This window comes from Xylophilus sp. PBN-3R, from assembly GCF_057747805.1.
In genome coordinates, this window is sequence record NZ_CM173225.1 from 2,752,249 (window position 1) to 2,772,870 (window position 20,622).

Annotated in this window: 17 protein-coding genes; 8 read left to right on the forward strand and 9 right to left on the reverse strand. The window is 65.9% G+C overall.

Annotation, left to right across the window (positions count from 1 at the left end):
* Positions 1-75 precede the first annotated feature (75 nt).
* The 3 genes from AC3ANW_RS13090 to AC3ANW_RS13100 all read left to right on the forward strand — a co-directional run bounded on the left by AC3ANW_RS13090 (position 76) and on the right by AC3ANW_RS13100 (position 4,053).
* Positions 76-1,506, forward strand: coding sequence for a metallophosphoesterase family protein (locus tag AC3ANW_RS13090; protein ID WP_488345419.1), 1,431 nt, complete (start codon positions 76-78; stop codon positions 1,504-1,506).
* A 29-nt stretch (positions 1,507-1,535) separates the two neighbouring features.
* Positions 1,536-2,798, forward strand: a complete 1,263-nt coding sequence (locus AC3ANW_RS13095; RefSeq protein ID WP_488345420.1) for a cytochrome-c peroxidase — start codon at positions 1,536-1,538, stop codon at positions 2,796-2,798.
* Positions 2,799-2,901: 103 nt separating this feature from the next.
* Positions 2,902-4,053 carry a lactonase family protein gene (locus tag AC3ANW_RS13100; protein WP_488341286.1) on the forward strand — a complete coding sequence of 384 codons (1,152 nt, stop codon included), beginning with the start codon at positions 2,902-2,904 and terminating at the stop codon, positions 4,051-4,053.
* A 128-nt stretch (positions 4,054-4,181) separates the two neighbouring features.
* Here the strand turns inward: AC3ANW_RS13100 and AC3ANW_RS13105 are convergent, their stop codons facing one another.
* The 3 genes from AC3ANW_RS13105 to AC3ANW_RS13115 all read right to left on the reverse strand — a co-directional run bounded on the left by AC3ANW_RS13105 (position 4,182) and on the right by AC3ANW_RS13115 (position 8,511).
* Positions 4,182-4,799 (reverse strand): hypothetical protein, encoded by a 618-nt coding sequence (locus AC3ANW_RS13105; RefSeq protein WP_488341287.1) that lies wholly within the window; start codon positions 4,797-4,799, stop codon positions 4,182-4,184.
* 8 nt (positions 4,800-4,807) lie between these two features.
* The gene (locus tag AC3ANW_RS13110; RefSeq protein ID WP_488341288.1) at positions 4,808-5,377 is read right to left on the reverse strand and encodes a hypothetical protein; all 570 of its coding nucleotides are present in this window, start codon (positions 5,375-5,377) and stop codon (positions 4,808-4,810) included.
* Positions 5,378-5,829: 452 nt separating this feature from the next.
* Positions 5,830-8,511, reverse strand: coding sequence for a DUF6351 family protein (locus AC3ANW_RS13115; protein WP_488341289.1), 2,682 nt, complete (start codon positions 8,509-8,511; stop codon positions 5,830-5,832).
* A gap of 236 nt (positions 8,512-8,747) precedes the next feature.
* Between AC3ANW_RS13115 and AC3ANW_RS13120 the strand changes: the two genes are divergently transcribed.
* From AC3ANW_RS13120 to AC3ANW_RS13130, 3 genes are read left to right on the forward strand one after another with little or no spacing between them, the layout of a single operon-like run.
* Complete coding sequence (locus tag AC3ANW_RS13120; RefSeq protein WP_488341290.1) at positions 8,748-9,575, forward strand: IclR family transcriptional regulator; 828 nt, start codon at positions 8,748-8,750, stop codon at positions 9,573-9,575.
* A 2-nt stretch (positions 9,576-9,577) separates the two neighbouring features.
* Positions 9,578-9,742 (forward strand): hypothetical protein, encoded by a 165-nt coding sequence (locus AC3ANW_RS13125; protein ID WP_488341291.1) that lies wholly within the window; start codon positions 9,578-9,580, stop codon positions 9,740-9,742.
* A 20-nt stretch (positions 9,743-9,762) separates the two neighbouring features.
* Entirely contained in the window at positions 9,763-10,569 is an 807-nt protein-coding gene (locus tag AC3ANW_RS13130; protein WP_488341292.1) for a YoaK family protein, read from the forward strand.
* Between the two features lie 21 nt (positions 10,570-10,590).
* On the opposite strand, the gene AC3ANW_RS13135 is transcribed toward AC3ANW_RS13130, so the two are convergent.
* The gene (locus AC3ANW_RS13135; protein WP_488341293.1) at positions 10,591-12,837 is read right to left on the reverse strand and encodes a phosphocholine-specific phospholipase C; all 2,247 of its coding nucleotides are present in this window, start codon (positions 12,835-12,837) and stop codon (positions 10,591-10,593) included.
* 17 nt (positions 12,838-12,854) lie between these two features.
* Positions 12,855-13,064, reverse strand: a complete 210-nt coding sequence (locus tag AC3ANW_RS13140; protein ID WP_488341294.1) for a hypothetical protein — start codon at positions 13,062-13,064, stop codon at positions 12,855-12,857.
* A gap of 270 nt (positions 13,065-13,334) precedes the next feature.
* Here AC3ANW_RS13140 and AC3ANW_RS13145 point away from each other — a divergent pair, with 270 nt between their 5' ends.
* Together AC3ANW_RS13145 and AC3ANW_RS13150 are read left to right on the forward strand one after the other, a co-directional pair.
* Entirely contained in the window at positions 13,335-15,377 is a 2,043-nt protein-coding gene (locus AC3ANW_RS13145) for a PhoX family protein (protein ID WP_488341295.1), read from the forward strand.
* Between the two features lie 81 nt (positions 15,378-15,458).
* Positions 15,459-15,845, forward strand: coding sequence for a hypothetical protein (locus tag AC3ANW_RS13150; protein ID WP_488341296.1), 387 nt, complete (start codon positions 15,459-15,461; stop codon positions 15,843-15,845).
* Positions 15,846-15,851: 6 nt separating this feature from the next.
* Here the strand turns inward: AC3ANW_RS13150 and AC3ANW_RS13155 are convergent, their stop codons facing one another.
* From AC3ANW_RS13155 to AC3ANW_RS13170, 4 genes are all read right to left on the reverse strand, one after another.
* The gene (locus AC3ANW_RS13155) at positions 15,852-16,787 is read right to left on the reverse strand and encodes a class I SAM-dependent methyltransferase (RefSeq protein ID WP_488341297.1); all 936 of its coding nucleotides are present in this window, start codon (positions 16,785-16,787) and stop codon (positions 15,852-15,854) included.
* A gap of 80 nt (positions 16,788-16,867) precedes the next feature.
* Positions 16,868-18,808, reverse strand: a complete 1,941-nt coding sequence (locus tag AC3ANW_RS13160; RefSeq protein WP_488341298.1) for an alpha/beta hydrolase domain-containing protein — start codon at positions 18,806-18,808, stop codon at positions 16,868-16,870.
* A gap of 75 nt (positions 18,809-18,883) precedes the next feature.
* Positions 18,884-19,513, reverse strand: a complete 630-nt coding sequence (locus AC3ANW_RS13165) for a TetR/AcrR family transcriptional regulator (protein ID WP_488341299.1) — start codon at positions 19,511-19,513, stop codon at positions 18,884-18,886.
* The gene (locus AC3ANW_RS13170) at positions 19,510-20,565 is read right to left on the reverse strand and encodes a patatin-like phospholipase family protein (RefSeq protein WP_488345421.1); all 1,056 of its coding nucleotides are present in this window, start codon (positions 20,563-20,565) and stop codon (positions 19,510-19,512) included. The genes AC3ANW_RS13165 and AC3ANW_RS13170 overlap by 4 nt, the downstream gene beginning before the upstream one ends.
* Positions 20,566-20,622: the final 57 nt, after the last annotated feature.

The window sequence follows — 20,622 nt, forward strand, 5'->3', positions numbered from 1 at the left end:
GTTCCTCGTCATGGCCCCGTAACGTCCGGTCACGACCATGTCGATTCCAGAACCAAAACAACACCCACCATGAGCATCCAGAAACATCGCCGCCGCGCGCTGATCGCGGCCGGCAGCATGTCGGCGTTCATCGGCGTACTGGCCGCATGCGGCGGCAGCAACGACCCGGTTTCGCCCGCATCGACGAACGACCCCGCGGTGCAGGCCGCCTGGACCGAGATCGGCCTGAACGGCCAGGTCATCGCCCGCGCGGTGACGACGTCCGTGGCCTGTCCTGCCATCGCCATCGACGGCAAGATCTCGCCCATGGCACTCCGCGCAGCACAGGCCACCGTGCCTCTGCGCACCACCGCCAGTGCTGCGGCCGATTCCAAGCCCTCGGTCTTCAATGTGACCACCTGCGAAACCCTGGTGGCTGCCGGCGTCTCGAATGTCTTCGTCGGCGGCAACAGCCTGCCGCTGCCCAAGGCCTCGCCCACCCGCATCGCCGTGCTGGCCGACACCGGCTGCCGCATGAAGAAGGCCGACAACGCCTTCCAGCCGTGCCTGGACACCACCGCCTGGCCCTTTGCGACCATCGCTGCCACCATCGCGACGATGAAACCCGATCTGGTGATGCACATCGGCGACTATCACTACCGCGAAAACGCCTGCCCGACCGACATCGCCGGCTGCAAGGACAGCCCCTGGGGTTACGGCTGGGACACCTGGGCGGCCGACTTCTTCACGCCCGGCAAACCGATGCTGGCCGCCGCGCCGCTGGTCGTCACGCGCGGCAACCACGAGGAATGCGCCCGCGCCGGCCAGGGCTGGTCGCGTTTCCTGGACGTGCGTCCGTTCACCGCTGCCATCAGCTGCGACGACCCCGCCAACGACAACACGGCCAACGTCAGCGACCCGTATGCCGTGGCGCTCGGCACGGACACCCAGATCGTGCTGTTCGATTCGGCCAAGGTCGGCACCGCCGCGTTGCCGACCACCGATTACAAGTTCCCGATCTACCAGGACCAGTTCCGCAAGGTCGCGGCCCTGGCGGCCGACACCGGCAAGACGACGCTGTTCGCCAACCACCATCCGATCCTGGCCTTCGCGCCGCTTGCCGGCGCCGCACCGGCTCCCGGAAACGTCGGCCTGCAGGCCGTGATGCGCACGCTGAACCCGGTCACCTATTACCCCGATGGCGTGAAGATCGCACTGCACGGCCACGTGCACGACTTCCAGGCGATCAACTTCAGCACCAACCACCCAGCCACCTTCGTCACCGGCAACGGCGGCGACAACGTCGACGTCAACCTGCCCGACCCGCTTCCCGCCGGCACCACCCCGGCCCCGGGCGCGGTGCTGGACAAGATCACCCACACCAACACCTTCGGTTTCATGATGATGGAGCGCAGCGGCGGCCAGTGGCTCTACAAGGCATATACCAGGACCGGTGCGCTGCTGACCACCTGCACACCCAACGGCAGCAAGATCAACTGCGACAAGACCGGTTTCCTGGCACCGTGAACCCCACCCGCACCCTGAGGGGCGCGGCGATCGGCCTGGCCTTCGGGTCGGGCCTTTTCGCCGTCCAGGCCCAGCCGGCGCCAGGCGCGCCACCGGCTCCCGCACCCATCGCCCACATCGGCAGCACACCGCAATACGGCGCCATCGTTCCGGCGGCCCGGCCGCTGGCAGTCCCCACGCCGGCGGCCGTCGCACTGGGCAAGCGGCTGTTCACCGACAGCCGCCTGTCGCAGCCACAAGGCACCAGCTGCGCCAGTTGCCACGACGCGGCGCAGGCCTTCACCGGCTTCAACGGCGGGCGCGACGGCGTGGCCAGCGGCAGCGTGCGGGCTCGCCTGGGTTTTCGCAACCCGCCTTCGCTGACCTACGCCAGGTTCGTGCCGCCGCTCTACTTCTATCAGGACGATGACGCCCAGCAGCCCGCGCCATTCGGCGGCCTCATGCTCGACGGCCGTTCGGACACGCTGGCCCGGCAGGTACGCGAACCCCTGCTGGCGCGCCACGAAATGAACCTGGGCACCGACGTCGCGGCGGCCGCCCGCCTGCGTTCGACCGGCTATCGCGAAGCATTCGAGACCCTTTACGGCCTCGGCGTGCTGAACGATCCCCGACGCGCGGTCGAGGCATTCGGCAAGAGCCTGGAAGCGTTTCTGCAGAGCGACGAACTGTCGCCCTTCGACTCGCGTTTCGACGCCCTGTTGAAGGGCGACGCAACTGCCCTGACCGCGCAGGAAATGCGCGGCCTGGCCGTGTTCCGCGACACGGACAAGGGCAACTGCGCCTCGTGCCACAGCGTCAGCGTCACGTCGAGCAACCCGGCGCGGTCGCTGTTCACCGACTTCGGCTACGAAGCCCTGGGCGTGCCGCGCAACACCCGCCTGCCGTCGACCGCATCGGCCCGCGCTTTCGACCTGGGTTTGTGCAAGACCGCCCGGGCCCGCCACTGGCCCGAACCGGAATCTTGGTGCGGTTATTTCCGTACGCCCAGCCTGCGCAACGTGGCGGTGCGCACCCGCTACATGCACAACGGCGTGTTCGATTCGCTGCGCGAAACGGTGAAGTTCTATGCGACCCGCTCGACCCAGCCCGAACACTGGTACGGCAGCGCGCCGCCGTTCAACGACCTGCCCGCCAGATACCGGGGCAACGTCAATATCGTGTCCACACCGATGAACCGGAAGCCGGGCGCGACACCGGCGATGAGCGAGGACGATATCGACGCGGTGGTGGCGTTCCTCGGCACGTTGACCGATAAACGTTATGTCGCCGCAACGCCACCAGTTGTCCGATGAGTTGAGTCGTTTCGGGGGTAATCCATACGCTATCCGGGTGGATTTTCCAGGATAGTGCGCCGGTTGTACGACGTGTACGCCTTTAGCCACCCCGGATCCCTCGATGAAAACAACATTCAAAACCAGTCGACCCGCCTTATGGAGGTCGTGCCTGCCGGCGCTGGCCGCCGCGGCGTTTTCACATGTCACGGCTCGCGCCGAAACATTCGTCTATGTATCGAATGCAGCCGACGGCACCATCTGCAGCTTTCAACTCGATGCAGTCGCCGGCACGCTGCGGCCTGTCGAAACCGTGGCCGCCGGCCCTTCTGTCATGCCGCTGGCGCAAGCTCCGGGCGGCAGGTACCTGTATGCCGCAATTCGCTCGAAACCGTATTCGGTCATCACCTACCGCATCGATGCATCGAGCGGGAAACTCGATCCGATATCGACCGCCGCACTGCCGGAAAGCATGGCGTACATCAGCACCGACCGGAAAGGTCGTTTTCTTTTCGCGGCGTCCTACGGCGGCGACCTCGTGTCCGTCAACCCGATCAGCCCGCTGGGAGTCGTGCAGGGAGAAACGCTGCAGACCGTCAAGACGGGCCGGTTCGCGCACTCCATCGTGGCGGACCCCAGCAACCGTTTCGTCTATGTCGGGAACCTGGGCGCGCAGCAGATGCTGCAGTTCAATTTCGACGAACGCACCGGCGCACTGGACAAGCTGGGAACCGGTTCGGTAGATGCACCCGCCGGTTCCGGACCGCGCCACTCGGTGTTTTCTCCGAACGGCCGTTTTCTCTACAACGTCGCCGAGCTGGACGGCACGGTGACCCGATACAAGACAGACCGTGCCACCGGCCAGTTGACACGCGAGGAATCGGTCGAGTCGGCACCGGCCCGCTTCATGCTTGAAAAAGGGTTGACGGCGGCGCCGGCCACACCCGACACGGTGCCGCGCATCTGGGCTGCGGATATCAGGATCACGCCGAACGGCCGATTTTTGTACACCAGCGAAAGAACCAGCAGCACCATCACCGCTTTTGCCGTGGACGCGGCAAGCGGCAACCTGAGCCGTATCAAGGACTTCGAGGTCGAGAAACAACCGCGTGGTTTCGCCATCGACCCGACCGGCCGCTGGCTGGTGACGAGCGGCGAAAAAAGCCGGGAAGTCGGCCTTTACCGAATCGACGACGTCTCGGGCGAGCTGAAGAAGCAGGCGACGGTCGCCGGCGGTGCCGGTGCGAACTGGGTTGAAATAGTCGAGACACGTTGAGCTTCGTCTTCGTGTTCGCCCTGCCCGACGGCTTTGGGTTCATGGCACCGGTGCGGCCCATCTGCTCGGCGGACAGGCGACAAGGCAGGCCAGGCAGGACACCCAGGCCCTGTCGCCTGGCCTGGCCGTCAACGAAGCAGGGAATCCTGCCGGATCTTGGTGGCCATGTCCTGCAATGCGATCTCCACTGCCCGCCGTGCTGCAAGGGATGCATCGTTCAGGTATTCGTTGATCCCTGCACGGCCTTCGGCACTGGCGTCCAGGTTGGCGACGACCTTCCCGGTGGAGTCGACCACGGTAAAACGCAGATCGACGTAGAAGACGCCGGGTGCCCAGGTAATCACCGAAGTCGCGTCGGTATTGGTGCGTATATCCGGGACGAACACCAGGTCGGCACCGGCGCCCCGGATCGCCGCCAGGTCCGTACCTGACGGGATGACCACGACGTCCCGGTAGACCGAACGCAACATGCCACGCACGCCGCGCTCCATGTCGCGGTAGGGCTGGTACACGACGCTGTCTCCGCTGCCGACCGGGCTCAGCACCCGTCTGGCACGGTCGGCGTCGTTGAGCACGTAGGCCACCGTTTTCGGTAGCAGCCGGGTTTCGTCACGTGCCGGCAGTTGTGCCGGCTCCATGCTGATGGGATGGGCGCACGCCGTCAGTAATGCCGTCAGTAATGCCGCCAGCAGCGAGCCGGCGAGAATTCTGGCCAGCGAGCCCGCCGTTTTTAATCCGGGTTCCATGCGGCGACTTATTTACGCAGGGCGGCGCCGAACGCCGGATCGGCGTAAATCTTGTCCAGCAGGGACTTGACCAGCAGGCTGTATTCACCCTGCCCCTTTGGAATTGCGACGGCACCCATGAACGAGGATTCGAAACTGGTGGAGGTCGCGTAATTCTTTTGCAGGCGGACATTGGCACCGCGGCGGATCTCCAGCGCTACCTCGATGGTGCCGGATCCTTGCGTGAAACCCGATATGTCGATGTCGTTCTTCAGAAGTGTGCCGGTAATCCTCAGGTCGGATGCTGGGTCGTAGAAACCGATTTCCTTCATGTCCTGGGTAATGGCGTCTTCCAGGTATTTGGCGAAACTACCGGTCTTGCTGCGCAAGGGCGATCCACGCAGGCTGATCTTGTTGAGGGGCGCGTCAGGGTCCGTCGGCTTGAACCCGCCTACCGAAACCGCTGCCAGCGGCTGTTTCTTCAGGCTGTCCAGGGTTTCATACTTCGGCGCATAAGGCGAGGGAAAGAGAGTGGAACAACCTGCCAGAACCGTTACCGACACCGCCGCCGCAGCGGCACGCAAAGAAAACAACTGCATTAACTCTTCTCCTGTTGAAAAGCGGCCCTCCCGGCCGCGGCGGCGATCTTAACAGCGGGTTTCGGCGCGCACCGCCCGTGGCGGCGGCATTGAACTCCCCTGCACGGCCATTTATCGACTTCCTCTAAAACGCACTTCAGGATTAATAAGGATATTCGACGAAAATGACTGAAATCAGAAAATCGGTCATTACCGACATGGACGTCCTATGGGAAATCCTCGAGCCAGTCATCCGCGCCGGCGAGACCTACGATTTCCCTCGTGATGCCACCCCGACAAGCCGCACTCGCCGCGTGGCTCGACCCGGAAAACACCTGTTATGTCGCCGAATACGGAGGCCGAATCGTCGGCACCTACGTCCTGCACCCCAACCAGGGATATACCGATGCGCTGGTGATGACCAGCTGCACTGAGGCGCGCCGGGCCGACCGGCCCGGCTTAGGCCGCCTCTGTTACTGGCCCAGCGGGTGGCCCACCTTGATCTGGTTCACACCCGTGACCTGGATCCAGGTGCCGGCGATCGGCTGCTCCTGCACGCCGGGTTTGGTGTAGTCGCAGACACCGCTCGGAAACACGGCTCGCAGTGCCGCCAGGTCGGCGTCGCGGGCGGCACCGGTCCAGGCTGCGTTGCGTGCGGCATAACCGGCGTAGTCGGCCGCGTTGACCGGACGGAACTGGCACTGCATGGCGCGGCCCTGCAACGGTTCACCCGCCTCGAAGCGTGGGAACGACGAAGCCGGGAACATCGCATTGCAGCGTGACGGCGTGGCGCCGGTGCCCACCGTGCCGGCCGGGGAGGTGGCGCCGTTGCCGTTGACAAACACGGTGTTGAATCCGCCGAAGGTCTGCGGCTCGGCGATGAAATCGTCCGCGGCGCCCGGCGTGGTCGCACCGAAACAACCGTCCACCATCACCGGGGGCTTGTTCTTCACCACCTTCACGGCCAGGCCGTCGGTCGAACGGTCGGTGGCCACCGCCGTCAGCCACTGGTCCATCGCGACGAAGGCCTTCTGCAGCACGATGGAGGTGCGGCCGGTCTTTGCCGGACGTGGTGCCTGCACCGGGGTGACATGGTTGGCGTTCGGGTCCTGCGTGAAGGCGCCGACGTTGGCCATGCCGTTCCACATCACGTGGTTGTCGAACTTTCCGTTGGCCGCGGCCACACGGGCCCGCAGGATGTAGTGGAAGAACTTCAGGTGCATGTCGCCCGCGCCGGTGAACTCGTTGTTCAGGCCGTCGAGGTCGAGCATGGCGGTGGTCTTCATGCCGGCGCCGCCGTACAGGATCATGCCGGTCTGGTAAGCGTTCTTCAGCGCATCCAGGTCGGGCTGCATGCGGGTGGTGCGCAGGTTGCCGTCCGGGTCCTGGCCGCCGATGTTCTGGTTCAGGTGGATGAACTGCGCCATGCTGATCTGGCCGGTGTTGAGCGCGTTCAGGCCGAACTGCACACCCGCGTTGCCGACGTAGGACTTGGCGAAACCGGTGCTCGCATCCACACCCACGACGTTGCGGTTGTGGTCGGGCACGTTGGGCCGCAGGCCCTTGGGGTTGGCGGCCAGCAGGCTGACCGGCGGCGCCGGCAGCACGCCCATCGGCGCGCTGGTCACCACGCCGGTCGGGCTGTACTTGTCGCCCGCCGCGATGGCCGCGTTGAACACCGCGCTGTTGCCTGCGCCGCCCATCACGTTGTCGCGGTCGCCCTGGTTGATGGGGCGCAACACGTTGTCGGTGCGCGCGGCCCAGAAACTCGCCTGCTGCCGGATGCTGTGATAGGTGGAATAACCCGATGCCGCCGCCAGTTCGGAATTGGTCCACGCCGGCAGCGATGGGTTGGCGGCACGCGCCGCAGCCGTGGCGTTGTCATAGGTCGGGTCGTACACGCTGTTGGGCAGCGGCGAGAAGGTGCCGTTCTGGGTAGTGCCGCCCTTGGTGTAGTTGAGCTGGTAGTTGTAGAACAGCCGGCCTTCCATGCTTTGCGGGCCGGAGTTGTCGGGGAAACCGTTGATCATCACCACGCCGTCGAGCAGGCCCGGGTAGGCGTCGGCGATCATGCTCTGCTGCATCGCCGAGCCCGAATTGCCCCAGCCCATGGTGTAGAGCAGCGGACCGTTGGCCTTGATGAAGCGTTCCTTCACCATCATCATGGTTTCGGCCGAAATGATGTGGTTGCAGTTCTGCCCGAAGTAGTTGAGGGTCGAATTGGCGACCGCGAAACCCTTGCTCAGCGGCATGTCGTTGAGCGCGTTGGTATCGCCGCTCGCGCTGTTCGACGAGTTGGTCGATCCGCCCACCGGCCCCATCGAAGTGCCCTGCACATACCATCCGCCGCCGCAGCTCTGGCCGAAGGGGTAGACCAGCCGCCCGTTGAAGCCCGAAGGTGGCTTGAGGGCGGTAGGGTTCGGGTTGCCGACCGGGTCGCCCAGCACCGCGATCTGGTAAATGCCGCGGTTGATCACGCCGGTTTCGAGACGCACGATGTAGGGCACGGTGCGGCCGTCGAGCAGGGTGGTCTGCTCGACCACGGCCGGCGGGTTGGCGGTGTCGTACTTCTGCCAGACCGCGGTGCCGGCCTTGGTCTTGTCGTGATAGACCCAGTCGACCCGCGTGGGTGCAGCGCAGGCGGGGTCGGTATTGGGGGCCGATGTGAGCGTGGGGCCGCCGGGATAGATCGTGAACGCGTCGGTCTGGCACTTGAAGCTGGCCTCTTGCGGCGCATACAGGATGGGGCCCTGCACCGGGTAGGCGGTCAGCTTGAGGCTGCCGCGCAATCGGGTGGCATCGGCCGCATCCCGGACCTCGATGGTGTTGTCGCCCTGCACCAGTCCGGTTAGAAGCCCGAGCGAGGCATTGCCGGTCGCCGCCTTCTGGAACTGGCCGGTCACGTCGCCGCCGTTCAGCAGCACCTTGACGCCCGTAACGGCGCTGCCGTCGGCCGCCGCCAGCTGCACCAGCGTGTCGCTGCCGCTGGTCATTTTTTCAGGCGAAGAAATGCTTTGCACCGAGATGGCCGGTGCGGCAGGCGCGGTGGTGCCGGGGTCGGCCCCCACCGTCGAATTTCCGCCGCCGCAGCCGGACAGGCCGACTGCACCGACGACACCCAGGGCGAGCGTGCCCGCCAAATGAAACTTTCTCATCTTGTCTCCAGCGTTGTTATCTTCGATTCACCGACGATTCGATTTCTGCTTGCGGAACGATGGATTCATATTCCGGCAGACGGAATATGAATTTCAACTCCGACAGAGTTTAGAACCTGGTATCAAGCCCGTAAACACAACCTAGGGATAGTCCGAACCCGACAGCCCGGGATAACCACCAAGGCAATATCGGCGGCTCTCTTCTAATATTCCGCATATCGGAATAAGGAGACCAGATGGGTAGAAAACGCCTGCTTGGGCAGGCCCTCGAAACGCCCCACAGGATGGAAGACGACGCGCGATTCGTCACCGCCCTCGCCCGCGGCATCGAACTGCTACGGGTCTTCCGGACACAGGACCGCTGGCTGAGCCACCGCGAATTGGTGGCCCGCACCGGCCTGCCGGCGGCGACCGTTTCGCGCCTGACCTTCACGCTCACATCGCTGGGTTACCTGGCGCACCGCCCGGACACCGGTGAATACGCGCTGAGCCCTGCCGTGCTGGGCCTGGGTTTCTCGATGCTCAGCAACTTCGACATCGCCCGTATCGCCCGCCCGACACTGCAGACCCTGGCAGAACAATGCCAGGCCGCCGTTTCGCTCGGTGCCCGGCATCAGCTCGAGATGGTCTACGTCGCGCACTGCCGCAGCACCCAGCGCCTCTTGCTGGGGCTGGACGTCGGTGCGCGGATTCCCTTCGCCTACACCTCCATGGGCCAGGCGGTGCTGTTCCACATGCCTGAAGCGGAGCGTGCGCCCCTGCTGCAGCGGATCGAAAAGGAGGAAGGCCCCGAATGGCCGGCACATTCCGTGCGTCTGGCACGCGCCAGGGCGCAATTTGCGGAAAGGGGCTTCGTGACGACGGAAGGAGAATGGGACCCGGTGATCTCGGCGGCATCAGCGCCGGTGGACGTGGGCGACGGCCGCACGCTGCTGGGGCTTTCGGTCGGCGGGCCGTCAACCTGGCTGAAAGGCAGTTTTCTGCATGACGAGGTCGGGCCGATGTTGTTGCGTGCCGCCGCCGCCATCGTGGCCGATATCCATGCCGCCGACTGGAAGAACTGAAATTGAAAATCATCCATTATCTGGCGATTGCGGCGATGATGATCGCCACGGCATTATTCGCGGCAGGTTTCCCGAGAATATCGGCATTTCTTTTCCTGCTGACCACGGTGGCCGGAATAATCTGGTCGGCATTCATCCTGAAACGCAGCAATACCGGCGAAAAATAAACGCCTGACGATTATCCAGAATGCAGCGACTCCTCCACATCGCCGACCGCCACCGCAGTGCCTCCACCACCCGCTGGATGGGTTTCGTGCTGGCATTCAACGCGGGCGCCGTCAACGCCGGAGGTTTCCTGGTGGTCGGCATGTACACCTCGCACATGACCGGTTTCGCCTCGCAGGTGGCCGACAGCATGATCCTGGGCAAGGGGGCATTGCTGCTGAGCGCGCTGGGCGCTCTGCTTTCCTTCGTGGCCGGCGCGGCGGCTTCCGCGCTGATGGTGGCGTGGGCGCGCCAGCACCGGCTGCGCAGCGCCTTCGCCCTGCCCTTGCTGCTCGAAGCCGCGCTGCTGTTGCCCTTCGGGCTGATGGGCGCGATCACCCTCAGTTACCACACGCCTTTTGCGGTGCCGCCCACCGTGCTGCTGCTGGCGTTCATCATGGGCCTGCAGAACGCGGTCGGCACGCAGGCTTCGGCCGGACGGGTGCGCAGCACCCACATGACCGGCAACGTGACCGACCTCGGCATCGAGCTGGGCAAACTGCTGTACCGCAACCGGCAAGGGCTGCCCGCCGAGCAGCGGGTGCGGGCCGACCGCGCGCGGCTGCGTCTATATGGCGGCCTGCTGCTGGCCTTTGTCGGCGGCGGTGTGTTTGGTGCCGCAGGCTTCAGTCATGTCGGCTTCTTCTGGGTGGTCCCGTTGTCCTTGCTGCTGCTCGTGCTTGCCATGCCGCCGGTGCTGCACGACCTGCACCAGCGCAGCCACCTGCACACGGTGCTGGTGGGCCTGGGGGGCCGGGTGCGGCGGTGGCTGCGCTTCAGGCAACCGTAAGGCCCGCTGCACCGGCCGGCCTCAGATCTCGCCGAATCCCAAGGCCGGGTCGCTCAGCGTGTGCCTGCCGTTTTCGACCCGGCCGGCAAACCGCCGGTACCAGGCCGGATCGCTGTCGCAGGTGACGGCGAAGTCGTACCACTGGCTGCTGTCGGCCAGCACCCAGTGCTGGTCGGCGGAAGCGGCGCCGGCCACGGTCGCGGTCCACGGGCCGTCGGTGCGGTAGGCCTTCGAACGCACGGTGAACTTCGCCGCGCGTTTGCCGCGGTTCAGCTGAGTCAGGTACACGTTGCCGTTGGCAATGTCGTAGCAGACCCGCACTTCCGGGTCGGCTGCATCCGCAGCACGCAGCGTGTTCAGGTCGCCCTTGAATCCCCGGTGGAATCCGTTGGGGCCGAGCACCCACAGGTCGTATCGGCCGGCGTCGTCGGCCATGGCGGCCCAGCTGTCGTCCAGGGTCTTGCCGGCCTCGACCAGGTAACGCCGCGGCAGGCGATCCAGGTGCAGCTGGTCATAGACATGGAACACCGCCGCCGCCGTGCCGGTGTTCGAGAACAGCAAGCGCATGGTGCCGGCGCCGATGTCGCTGCGGCCGCTGACGTGCAGCTCGTACGGCAGCGCTCGTGACGGCCGGGTGGCGGTGCCCTGGGTCGGCAGCAATTGCAGCGCCGGCGGTGCGATCTGCGCCAGGCGTTGCTGCGCGGCGCGCAGGTCGTCGGCGGCGGCGCGGTCCTTGCGTCCGGCCAGCACCGGCAGCGGTTCGCTGTTGGGCGTGGCGAAGTTGAAGGCACTGGTCAGGTCGCCGCAGACGGCCCGGCGGAAGGGGCTGATGTTGGGTTCCTTCACGCCGAAACGCGCTTCCAGGAAACGCAGCACCGAGGTGTGGTCGAACACCTGCGAATCGACCCAGCCGCCACGGCTCCACGGCGACACCACGAACATCGGCACTCGCGGGCCGGGGCCGTAGACCCGGCCGTCCGGCGTCGGCTGGCCCTGGCTGCCGGCAGGCGCCGGATGGTCGAAGTATTCGGCGGCCAGCGCGTCCTGGCCCAGCGTGGTCTTGCCGGCATAACTGCCGTCGGCGTTGCGACCGGGTGCGGACGGCGAGGGCACGTGGTCGAAGTAGCCGTCGTTCTCGTCGAAGTTGACCAGCAGCACCGTCTTGCTCCACACGTCCGGATTGGCGGTGAGCGCGTCGAGCACTTCCTGCAGGAACCACGCGCCCTGCACCGGGCTCGACGGCCCGGGGTGTTCGCAATAGATCGACGGCGCGTTCATCCACGACACCTGCGGCAGCCGGCCGGCCAGGATGTCGCGCTTGAAGGCGTCCAGATAGGTTTCGGGCGTGCTGCCCGGCAAGGTGTTGGCAATGCCCTTGTAGAGCGGATTGCCGGGGTTGTCCGAGGCCGCGTCGTAGGCCTTGTATGGCACGGCCTGGCCGGTGTTGGCGTAGGGCTTGCCGGGCGATCCGCCGCTCGACACCGGGAAACCCGATGCCAGGTTGGCGCGGCGGAAGGCCTGGAAAGCGCCCAGCATGTTGTCGCCCCATTCGTCGGGCATGTTCTGGTAGCTGATCCAGCTGACTCCGGCTTCTTCCAGCCGTTCCGCATAGGTCTTCCAGGTGTAGCCGACGTTGGCGGACGACGGCAGGCCGTCGATGGCATCCCATTCGTTGTTGACGAATGCCGCGCCGGTCGGCGTCGCGCCATTGGTGCCGGTCATGTGGAACGAGCGGTTGGCGTCGGTTCCGGTGTGCATGGCGCAGTGGTAGGCGTCGCAGATGGTGAAGGCGTTGGCCAGGGCGAACTGGAACGGGATCTCGGCTTCCTTGAAGAAACCCATGGAGATGGCGTTCTTGTAGCGCGGCCACTGGTACATGCGGCCGCCGTCCCAAGCGTTCTGGCTGTCGACCCAGGTGTGCGGCGTGCCGTTGACACGCTGTGCGTTGCCCTTGGTGCCGTCCAGATGGAAGGGCAGGATGACCTTGCCGGCAGCGTCGATCTGCTGCCATACGTTCAGGCCCTTGGGCAGCGGCACGGTGAAACGGTCGCCGAAACCGCGCACGCCGTTCAGGGTGCCGAAGTAATGGTCGAAGGCGCGGTTTTCCTGCATCAGGATCACCACGTGCTCGACGTCCCGGATGGTGCCGGTCACGTTGTTGGCGGGTATGGCGAGGGCGCGGCGGATGGCGGGCGGAAAGGTGGCGAGCGTCGCCAGCGTGGCGGAAGTCAGGCCGACGTTGCGCAGGAGGTTGCGGCGGGTGGTCATGTTTTTGCAGGCTCGTTTCAGGGGGCGCAGCGGATCACCGGAGCGGCGGCATCGGCGTTGGGGTTGGGGTTGGGATTGGGATTGGGATTGGGGGTCGGCGTGGGTGTTGCAGGCGTGACGGGTGCGGTCGGTGCGGGCTGCACCACCACCGGGTCGTTGCTGCCGCCGCAGGCGGCCAGGGTGCCGGCCAACACGAGGCCGAACACGGACAAAAGAATGTTCTTCATGGGGTGGGGATGTTTCTGAGCCGCCATCCGGATGGCGGTCCGGGCAAAGACCGGAAGCATCCAAAAACACCGTGACGCCCTGTTTACCGGACCGTGACAAACCAGCCGCGTTTCCGACCCTGACCTGACCGACTGCTCCCGCGGCGCGGTCGTCTTGACTCGAGAACGAATCCGGCCTTCATCGCGTCGTCATAAAACACAAACAAGATACGAAACCCATGCATCCGGTCGCAGAGCCGGTGCGCACGAGTATCTCCACACGATGACGACATGAACCAAGCCACCGCTACCAAGACGACCCGCCGCAACGCCCTCCGCATGTTCGGCGCAGCCCCGATGCTTCCTCTGGGCACCGTTGCGTTCCTCACCGGATGCGGCGGCGGTAACGATCCCATCGTCACGACGCCGGCGACCACGCCGCCGGTCGTCACGCCGCCGGTGGTCGCCGCCAACTTCAAGTCCGCCGAGATCATGGCCATGGCAGCCCCCACGCTGGCCACGCCGGCCGCGATGGCCACGACCAGCGTCGGCTCGACCATGCGGATCAGTTACGACAACGGCAGCACCGTCGACTTCCAGCTGGCCTACCAGCCCTTCTTCATGACCGGCGACCTGGTGCCGGACGGCAAGGGCGGCACCATCCTGGCCGGTGGTTACGTCGATGCCTACAACCAGCCCATCATCGACGCGTCGGTGGCCGGCAAGTCGCGCCAGTTCTTTTCGGATTCGCCGGACGGCACCTCGCTGCTGACACTGGCCAACCCCACCGTGGCCGGCATCAAGGGCAAGGCGGTCTTCGCCGTGGTGCAGTTCGAATACACCACCCGCGACCAGGCCGGAAACAGCACCTACGGCACCCTGCCGTCGCCCATCGCCGTGCTGACGCTGGACCAGGACCAGACCACCGGCAAGCTGACCCTGGTCAAGTACCACAACGTCGACACCTCGGCCGCCCACGGCCTGTGGATCACCTGCGGCGCCAGCCTGTCGCCATGGAACACCCACCTGTCGAGCGAAGAATACGAACCGGACGCCTTCGTGGCCGCCGGCAGCGCCATGTTCAAGGCCTACAGCAAGAACGTGTTCGGCAGCGAAACCGCCGCCAACCCCTACCACTACGGCCACATGCCCGAAGTGACCGTCAATCCCGACGGCACCGGCAGCATCAAGAAGCATTACTGCATGGGCCGCATCTCGCACGAACTGGTGCAGGTGATGCCCGACAACCGCACCGTCATCATGGGTGACGACTACACCAACGGCGGCTTTTTCATGTTCGTGGCCGATGCCGAGAAGGACCTGTCCGCCGGCACCCTGTACGTCGCCCGCTACGCCGCCGGATACTCCATCGACCCGGCCGCCGCCGCCACCAGCATGAGCTGGATCAAGCTCGGCCACGCCACCAGCGCCGAAGTCGAACGCATGGCCGCCACCCTCAGGCCGACCGACATCGTCGATGTGGTGTACGCGGTGCAGAACGGGTCGAACGACGCATCGCCGCTGACGCCCGCCGGCACCATCGACAGCAGTTACACCCTGATGTATTGCGACGGCAAGGCCAACTGGGTGAAGGTCAAGGCCGGCATGGAACGCGCGGCGGCCTTCCTGGAAACCCACCGCTACGCCAACATCGTCGGCGGCAGCATGGCCTTCACGAAGATGGAAGGCACCACCGTCAACATCAAGGACAAGGTCGCCTATTCGGCCCTGCAGAACATCCAGGACTCGATGGTCTCCGGCGGCAAGGGCTGGACGGCAGCCACCAACATCGCCCTGCCCAAGAAGCTGGGCGCCGGTGGCGTCATGGCGCACACCCTCGCCGGCGCACAGGTCGATTCGGCCGGCGCAGCCATCGTCAGCGAATGGGTGCCGACGCAGACCCGTGCACTGATCGTCGGTGAAGACATCGCCGCCGACGCATTGGGCAACACCGCCAACCCGAACATGATCGCCAACCCGGACAACCTGAAGTTCTCCGAAAAGATGCGCACCCTGTTCATCGGCGAAGACAGCAGCCAGCACGTCAACAACTTCCTGTGGGCCTACAACGTCGACACCAAGAAGCTGTCGCGTGTCATGTCCATCCCCGCGGGCGGCGAATCGACCGGCCTGCACGCGGTCGACGAGATCAACGGCTGGACCTACATCATGAGCAACTTCCAGCACGCCGGCGACTGGGGCAGCATCCACTCGGTGGTGCAGGCCACGCTCGACCCGCTGGTGCGCGCCAACTACAAGGACCGCTTCGGCGCATCGGTGGGCTACCTCACCGGCACGCAGACGCAGTATTCGACCGGCGTCAAGAAGGGCTGACGGCCCATCCGAAGGGGGAACATCCGTTGACGGCGCGGGCCGGAAGCATCAGCATTTGCCACATGCCAACAGGAGAGGCACATGGCAACTCTTGGACTTCGCGAACCGCGGTGTTTTGGTGGATTCAGGATCGGCGGCAGCCACCTCAGGGTCGCTGCCGCCGTTTGCGTCGTGCTGGTGGTGCCGCTGGCGGGCAGCCTCACCATCCTTTCGCTGAAACAGGTGATTCCCCGGCATTCCTATGCGGCGGACGGCGCCGACTGCAGCCGCTACACCCGGCTGGCTTTCAAGAGCGGCGCGCCCTCGCCCACCTTCGTGCCGGTGCAAGACCGCTGCGAAATCGCAGACTACGGCCGGTTCGTCCAGGCGGCTAAGGACTTCAACCTGCGCCGCGGCGCGGCGGTCGGCGTGGTCACCCTGCTACTGATGTCCGCGCTGTTGCTGGGCACGCTGCGCAGGCCATCCTGATATCCGTCAGAGCGGCGGCTGGCGGTACACCAGCACCTTCAGCGAACGTTCTTCCGACACATCCGCAAAGCTGGCCGGGTTGGCCAGGCGCTCGACGAAAATCAGTTCGGGAGCCAGTTCGGCCACCTGATCCTGCAAGAACGCCGGTCCCAGTTCGGGCGCATTCAGGCACAGCAGCACGTGGCCGTCCGGTGCCAGCAGGTCGGGCAGACGCCGGATGAGTTTTGCGTAGTCCTTGGTGGCGATGAAGCTGCCTTTCTGGTAGCTCGGAGGATCGACGATGACCAGCCCGTAAGGCCCGCTGCGGGTGACCTTGCCCCAGGACTTGAACAGGTCGTGCGGCAGAAAACCGGCATGGGCCAGCACATCGTTGGCACGGTGGTTCTGCTGGCCCAGCGCCAGCGCGCCCTTGCTCATGTCGAGGTTGGTGACATGCCGCGCGCCGGCCTGCAGCGCGACGACCGAAAACGCGCAGGTGTAGGCGAAAAGGTTCAGCACCTTCACCCGGGATTGCGGGCCGTTGCGGGCCGCCACATGGGCGCGCACCCAGCGCCGGCCCTCGCTCATATCCAGGAAAAGCCCGTGGTTCTGGCCCCTGTCCACATGCACCCGGTAACGCGCGCCGTCTTCTTCCACCCAATGCGGATCGGGCACCGCACCGGCCATCAGCCGGGTGCTGCTCTGGCCTTCGTGGCGGCACTGGAAAACCCAGTTCAACGGCTGGCCGGGCGCCAGCGTCTGCCAGCGTTCCCGCAGTGCCTCGCCGACGGCTGCCAGTTCAGCGTCGGTGACCGGCTGGAAGCTGGTCAGCAGCCAGACCGGCGGAAAGAAGTCCAGTGAAAGGTGGCTGCAACCGGGATGCAGCCCGCCCCGGCCGTGGAAGACACGCTGCGCCTCGGCTGGCAGGGGCATCGAGGAGATGGCGTTCAGGAGAGGCTGCATGGAAAAAACGGATCGCGGTCAGGTTGGCGGGGCCGCGATTTTGATACACCGCCGTCCGCCTGAAGCAGCAGGCCGGCGCTTCACTTGCCCGCGAAGGCGGCGGCGCCGTCCTTCCGTGCCTGGTCCAGCACCCACTGGCGGTCGGACTCCAGCATGTAGCCGGCTTTCACCAGCCCACTCACCGCGCCATCGACCCTGGCCAGGTAGTCCGGCAACTGCGACGGATAACGGGTCGACAGCGCCTCGCGGCTGTCGTCGGCAGAAGGCTGGCGCGGCAGGGGCACGTAGCCACCGTAGACGTTGCAGAGGTCGCCGGCGGCATAACCTTCGGCGCGCGGGTTCCAGCCGGTGAAGGTGCCGAGCGGGGCCTGCAGGTAAGGCAGTCGTATGCCGCCGACGTCGTTGCCGTCGGCATCCACTGCGGGTACGTAAGCCGGGTAGGCCTTGCCACGAACGGGCGGCAGAACCGTGTGGTCCATAAGCTGCAGCTGGTTGAAGGCCGGCCGGGTCACCTTGCCCGCGATGCGCGGTTCTTTCAGGTCTTCCAGCCTGACCAGCGTCTTGTCGGCCACGCTCGGGTAGCGGCTGGGCGGCGGTGCCTTGCCGTCGGCGACCCATTGCTCCAGCGACACATACAAGGCCCTCAGCACCGGCGACGGGTTCAGCGGATTGGCCAGCCGCGAGCACGCAGCGACAGCATCGGGCGCGGCACCCCAACGGTTGAAGTGGGGCGCGCCGGCGACCAGATACAGGCGCACGTTGTCCGGCGTCTTCACCGGCTTGCCGTCTGGCGTGTTGCCGACCAGATAGGCACGGGCCTGCCAGAACTCGGTCGACGAATCGACATGCATGATCTTCGGGCAGGTCGCCGTCCGGCTGCAGGCCGACAGGATGCTGCCGGTGTTGCCGCTGACCGGGTCTACCGTGTCGGCGTAGGCGAAGGGAAACTGGTCGCCCGGATAGTCGTGATCCTCGTGTTGGCGCGAATAGCGACCCGGCTGGGCCAGGCGGTAGTTCAGGTAGGTCTTGCGCGAGCCGGCGATGTGCGGCATGGCGCCGTCGAACACCCGGCGCTGGTTCTCGTCGGCGTTGAATCCCTCGTAAACGAAGTCGCGCACATATCGGCCCGACTGCGAGATGCCCAGCGTCAACGTGTGCCTGACGCCGCTCAACGGGCTGGGCACCGCATGGCCCGGATAACCGCGCAGAAATGACACCAGGTCGCGGGTGGCGACAAACCCCAGGCCGGCCGGCACGGCGCCCTGTGCGGGGTAGATGAATTCGTAGATGGCGCCGGCATCCATGTCCGCGGGCCGGGTGATCTCGATCCTGTTGGCCGCCAGGTAGCGGAAGGCGCCTTTCAGTTCGCGAGGTGTGTCGCCTTCGTGCAGCCGCACCGTCAGCCGGGCGCGCGACGGGTCCTGGTCGGCGGCCGGATAGGTCAGTTCGGCAGTGCCGGTCGCACCCGGCTTGTCGAAGATGATCTGTTCGCGCGAATCGCCCTTCACGCCTTCGGCCGAAGGCAGCGTCATGTTGATCAGCGGCCCGCCGATGTCGGCCTGCCAGCCGCTCCACACCACCGTGTCGCCGCGGTTCATCAAAAAGCCGTCGCCGGCTTCCACTGCCTTGGTCGGGATGTTGCTCACCGCGCCCAGGTTCAGCATGACCATGGCGTGGCTGCGGCCGCGGTTGGGCACTTCGTACAGCAGGAAGGGCGAACGTTTGGCCGGCTCGGCGGCGCGCAGCACGGTGACCTGCGTAGAGAACTCGACCTCGCCCTTCGCGTTCACCGGAGCGCGACCGAGGTCCACCACACCAGCGAGCTGCGGCGACCTGGGGTCGACCGCGAAGGACGCGATGGCGTCGATGCGCTCATAGGCACCGACATCCCCGAACATCCGGCCTTCAAAGGCCGGCTTTACCGACAACACCTTGAAATCGGTAACGTGAGCCTGCGCGCCGCCGGAGGCTGAGGCGATGGCAAGGGCAATGGCGGAGGGCGCCGCCAGGGTTCGGATCATTCGCATATCGGCCAGATTTCGAAAGTTACAATATAGTTATATTGCAACATGCAATTTGCAGGCCAACCCGGATGACTAACCGGTCGGCCGGCAGCGCTGCAACAGGATGTCGATCAGCATGGCGAGCTGGGCCGCCTCGGACTGTTCGACCGGGCCGAACACCCGCTGGATACCCAGGCCGCGCAGCACCGATGTGGCCAATTGCAGGAAGGTTTCGGTCTCGGCTCCCGGCAGCATCTCCGGGAAGACTTCCAGGAAACGCGACAGCAGTTGCTGGCCGCTCAGCTGCCTGCGTCCGGCCAGTTCTTCGCGGGTGCCTTTGTCGTCGGTCAACCGCAGGTACAGGTTCCAGGCGGCGATGAAACGCGGCGTCGAATAACTGCGCTCCCACAGTGCGTGGATGAACAGGCCGGCCCGTTGCCGCAGCGGTTCGGAAGCATCCGGCCATACCCCGCCGTCCGCGATGCGCTGGCTGAGGATGTGCTCCACCAGGCTGACCATTAGGTGTGCCTTGCTGGGGAAATGATGCTGCACCGCGCCGGCCGTCAGGCCGGCCCGCTGCGCGACCTCCAGGATGGTGGCGCGGTCCACGCCCTTCTCGCTCACCAGCGCCAGGGCGGTCTCGAGCAGCAGGGCGCGGGTGACGGCGGAGCGGTCGACCTGGCGGCGACGCGCGGGTTTCGCGGACGACTCTGTCGGCGTCACGGTGCAGTGCAGGCGGAGTCCAGACCTGCCATGCCGGCCAGCTTCTGCAGCCGTGACCGCTGCTCCAGGCAGGCCTGGTGCTGGGCTTCCGCCGCCTTCTGCTGCGCCAGCCGGGTGGCCTGTTCGCGTGATGCCAGCAGCTGGCCCACCCGCTCTCGGATCTGCGGCATGGCGGCCAGGGCGGCTTTTTCGCCTTCCAGGATGGCCGCGGCGCGCTGGGTGAAGTCGGCGGAACCGATATCCAGCACCTGCGGCCGCACGATGACGTCGGCCCGCGCCAGCTCGGCCTGCCCGAGCTTCTGTCCCATGATGGCGATCGACTGGCCGAGCGTCGCCAGCATGCCGGCGGGCGTCTGGCCCCGCGCCTTGCTGGAGATGTCCACCGCGATCACCACGTCGGCGCCCAGCTGGCGGGCCGCATCGACCGGCACCGGGCTGACGACACCACCGTCCACGAAGTGGTATTTGCCGATGGCCACCGGCTGGAAGACACCCGGCACGCTGCTCGAGGCCCTCACCGCCTGGCCGGTGTTGCCGCGCTGGAACACGGTGCGCTCGCCGTCCTCGAGCCGGGTGGCGACGGCGGCGAAGGGCTTCGCCAGGCGCTCCAGCGGCTGGCGGCGCACCTGTTCGTTGACATAGTCCTCGAGCTTCTGACCCAGCACCAGGCCGCCGGACGAAAGCTGCAGGTCGCGGATCCTGGTCTCGTCCAGCGCCACCGCTTTTTCCTGCAGTTCGAAGGCATTCAAGCCGCTGGCATACAGGGCGCCGACCACGCTGCCAGCGCTGGTGCCCGCCACCACCGTCGGCGCGAAACCGTTGGCTTCCAGCATCTTGATGACACCGATGTGCGCGAACCCCTTGGCCGCGCCGCCGCCCAGCGCGATGCCTATCCGGATGCCGGGGGCAGCGGACGCCGCCACGGCGGCCGGCGTGGCGGCCGCCGTGGCGGGCGTCGCGGTGCTGCCGGCCGGTGGCGTGCTGCTGCAACCGGCCAGGGCCCACACGGCCGTCGCGGCGATCAGCGTCAGCGGGCGACGCCAGGCGTCCAGGGCGGTCAAGACTGTCGGGGCGTGGAAACGCATGCAGGTAGGTGACGTTGCGAGAAA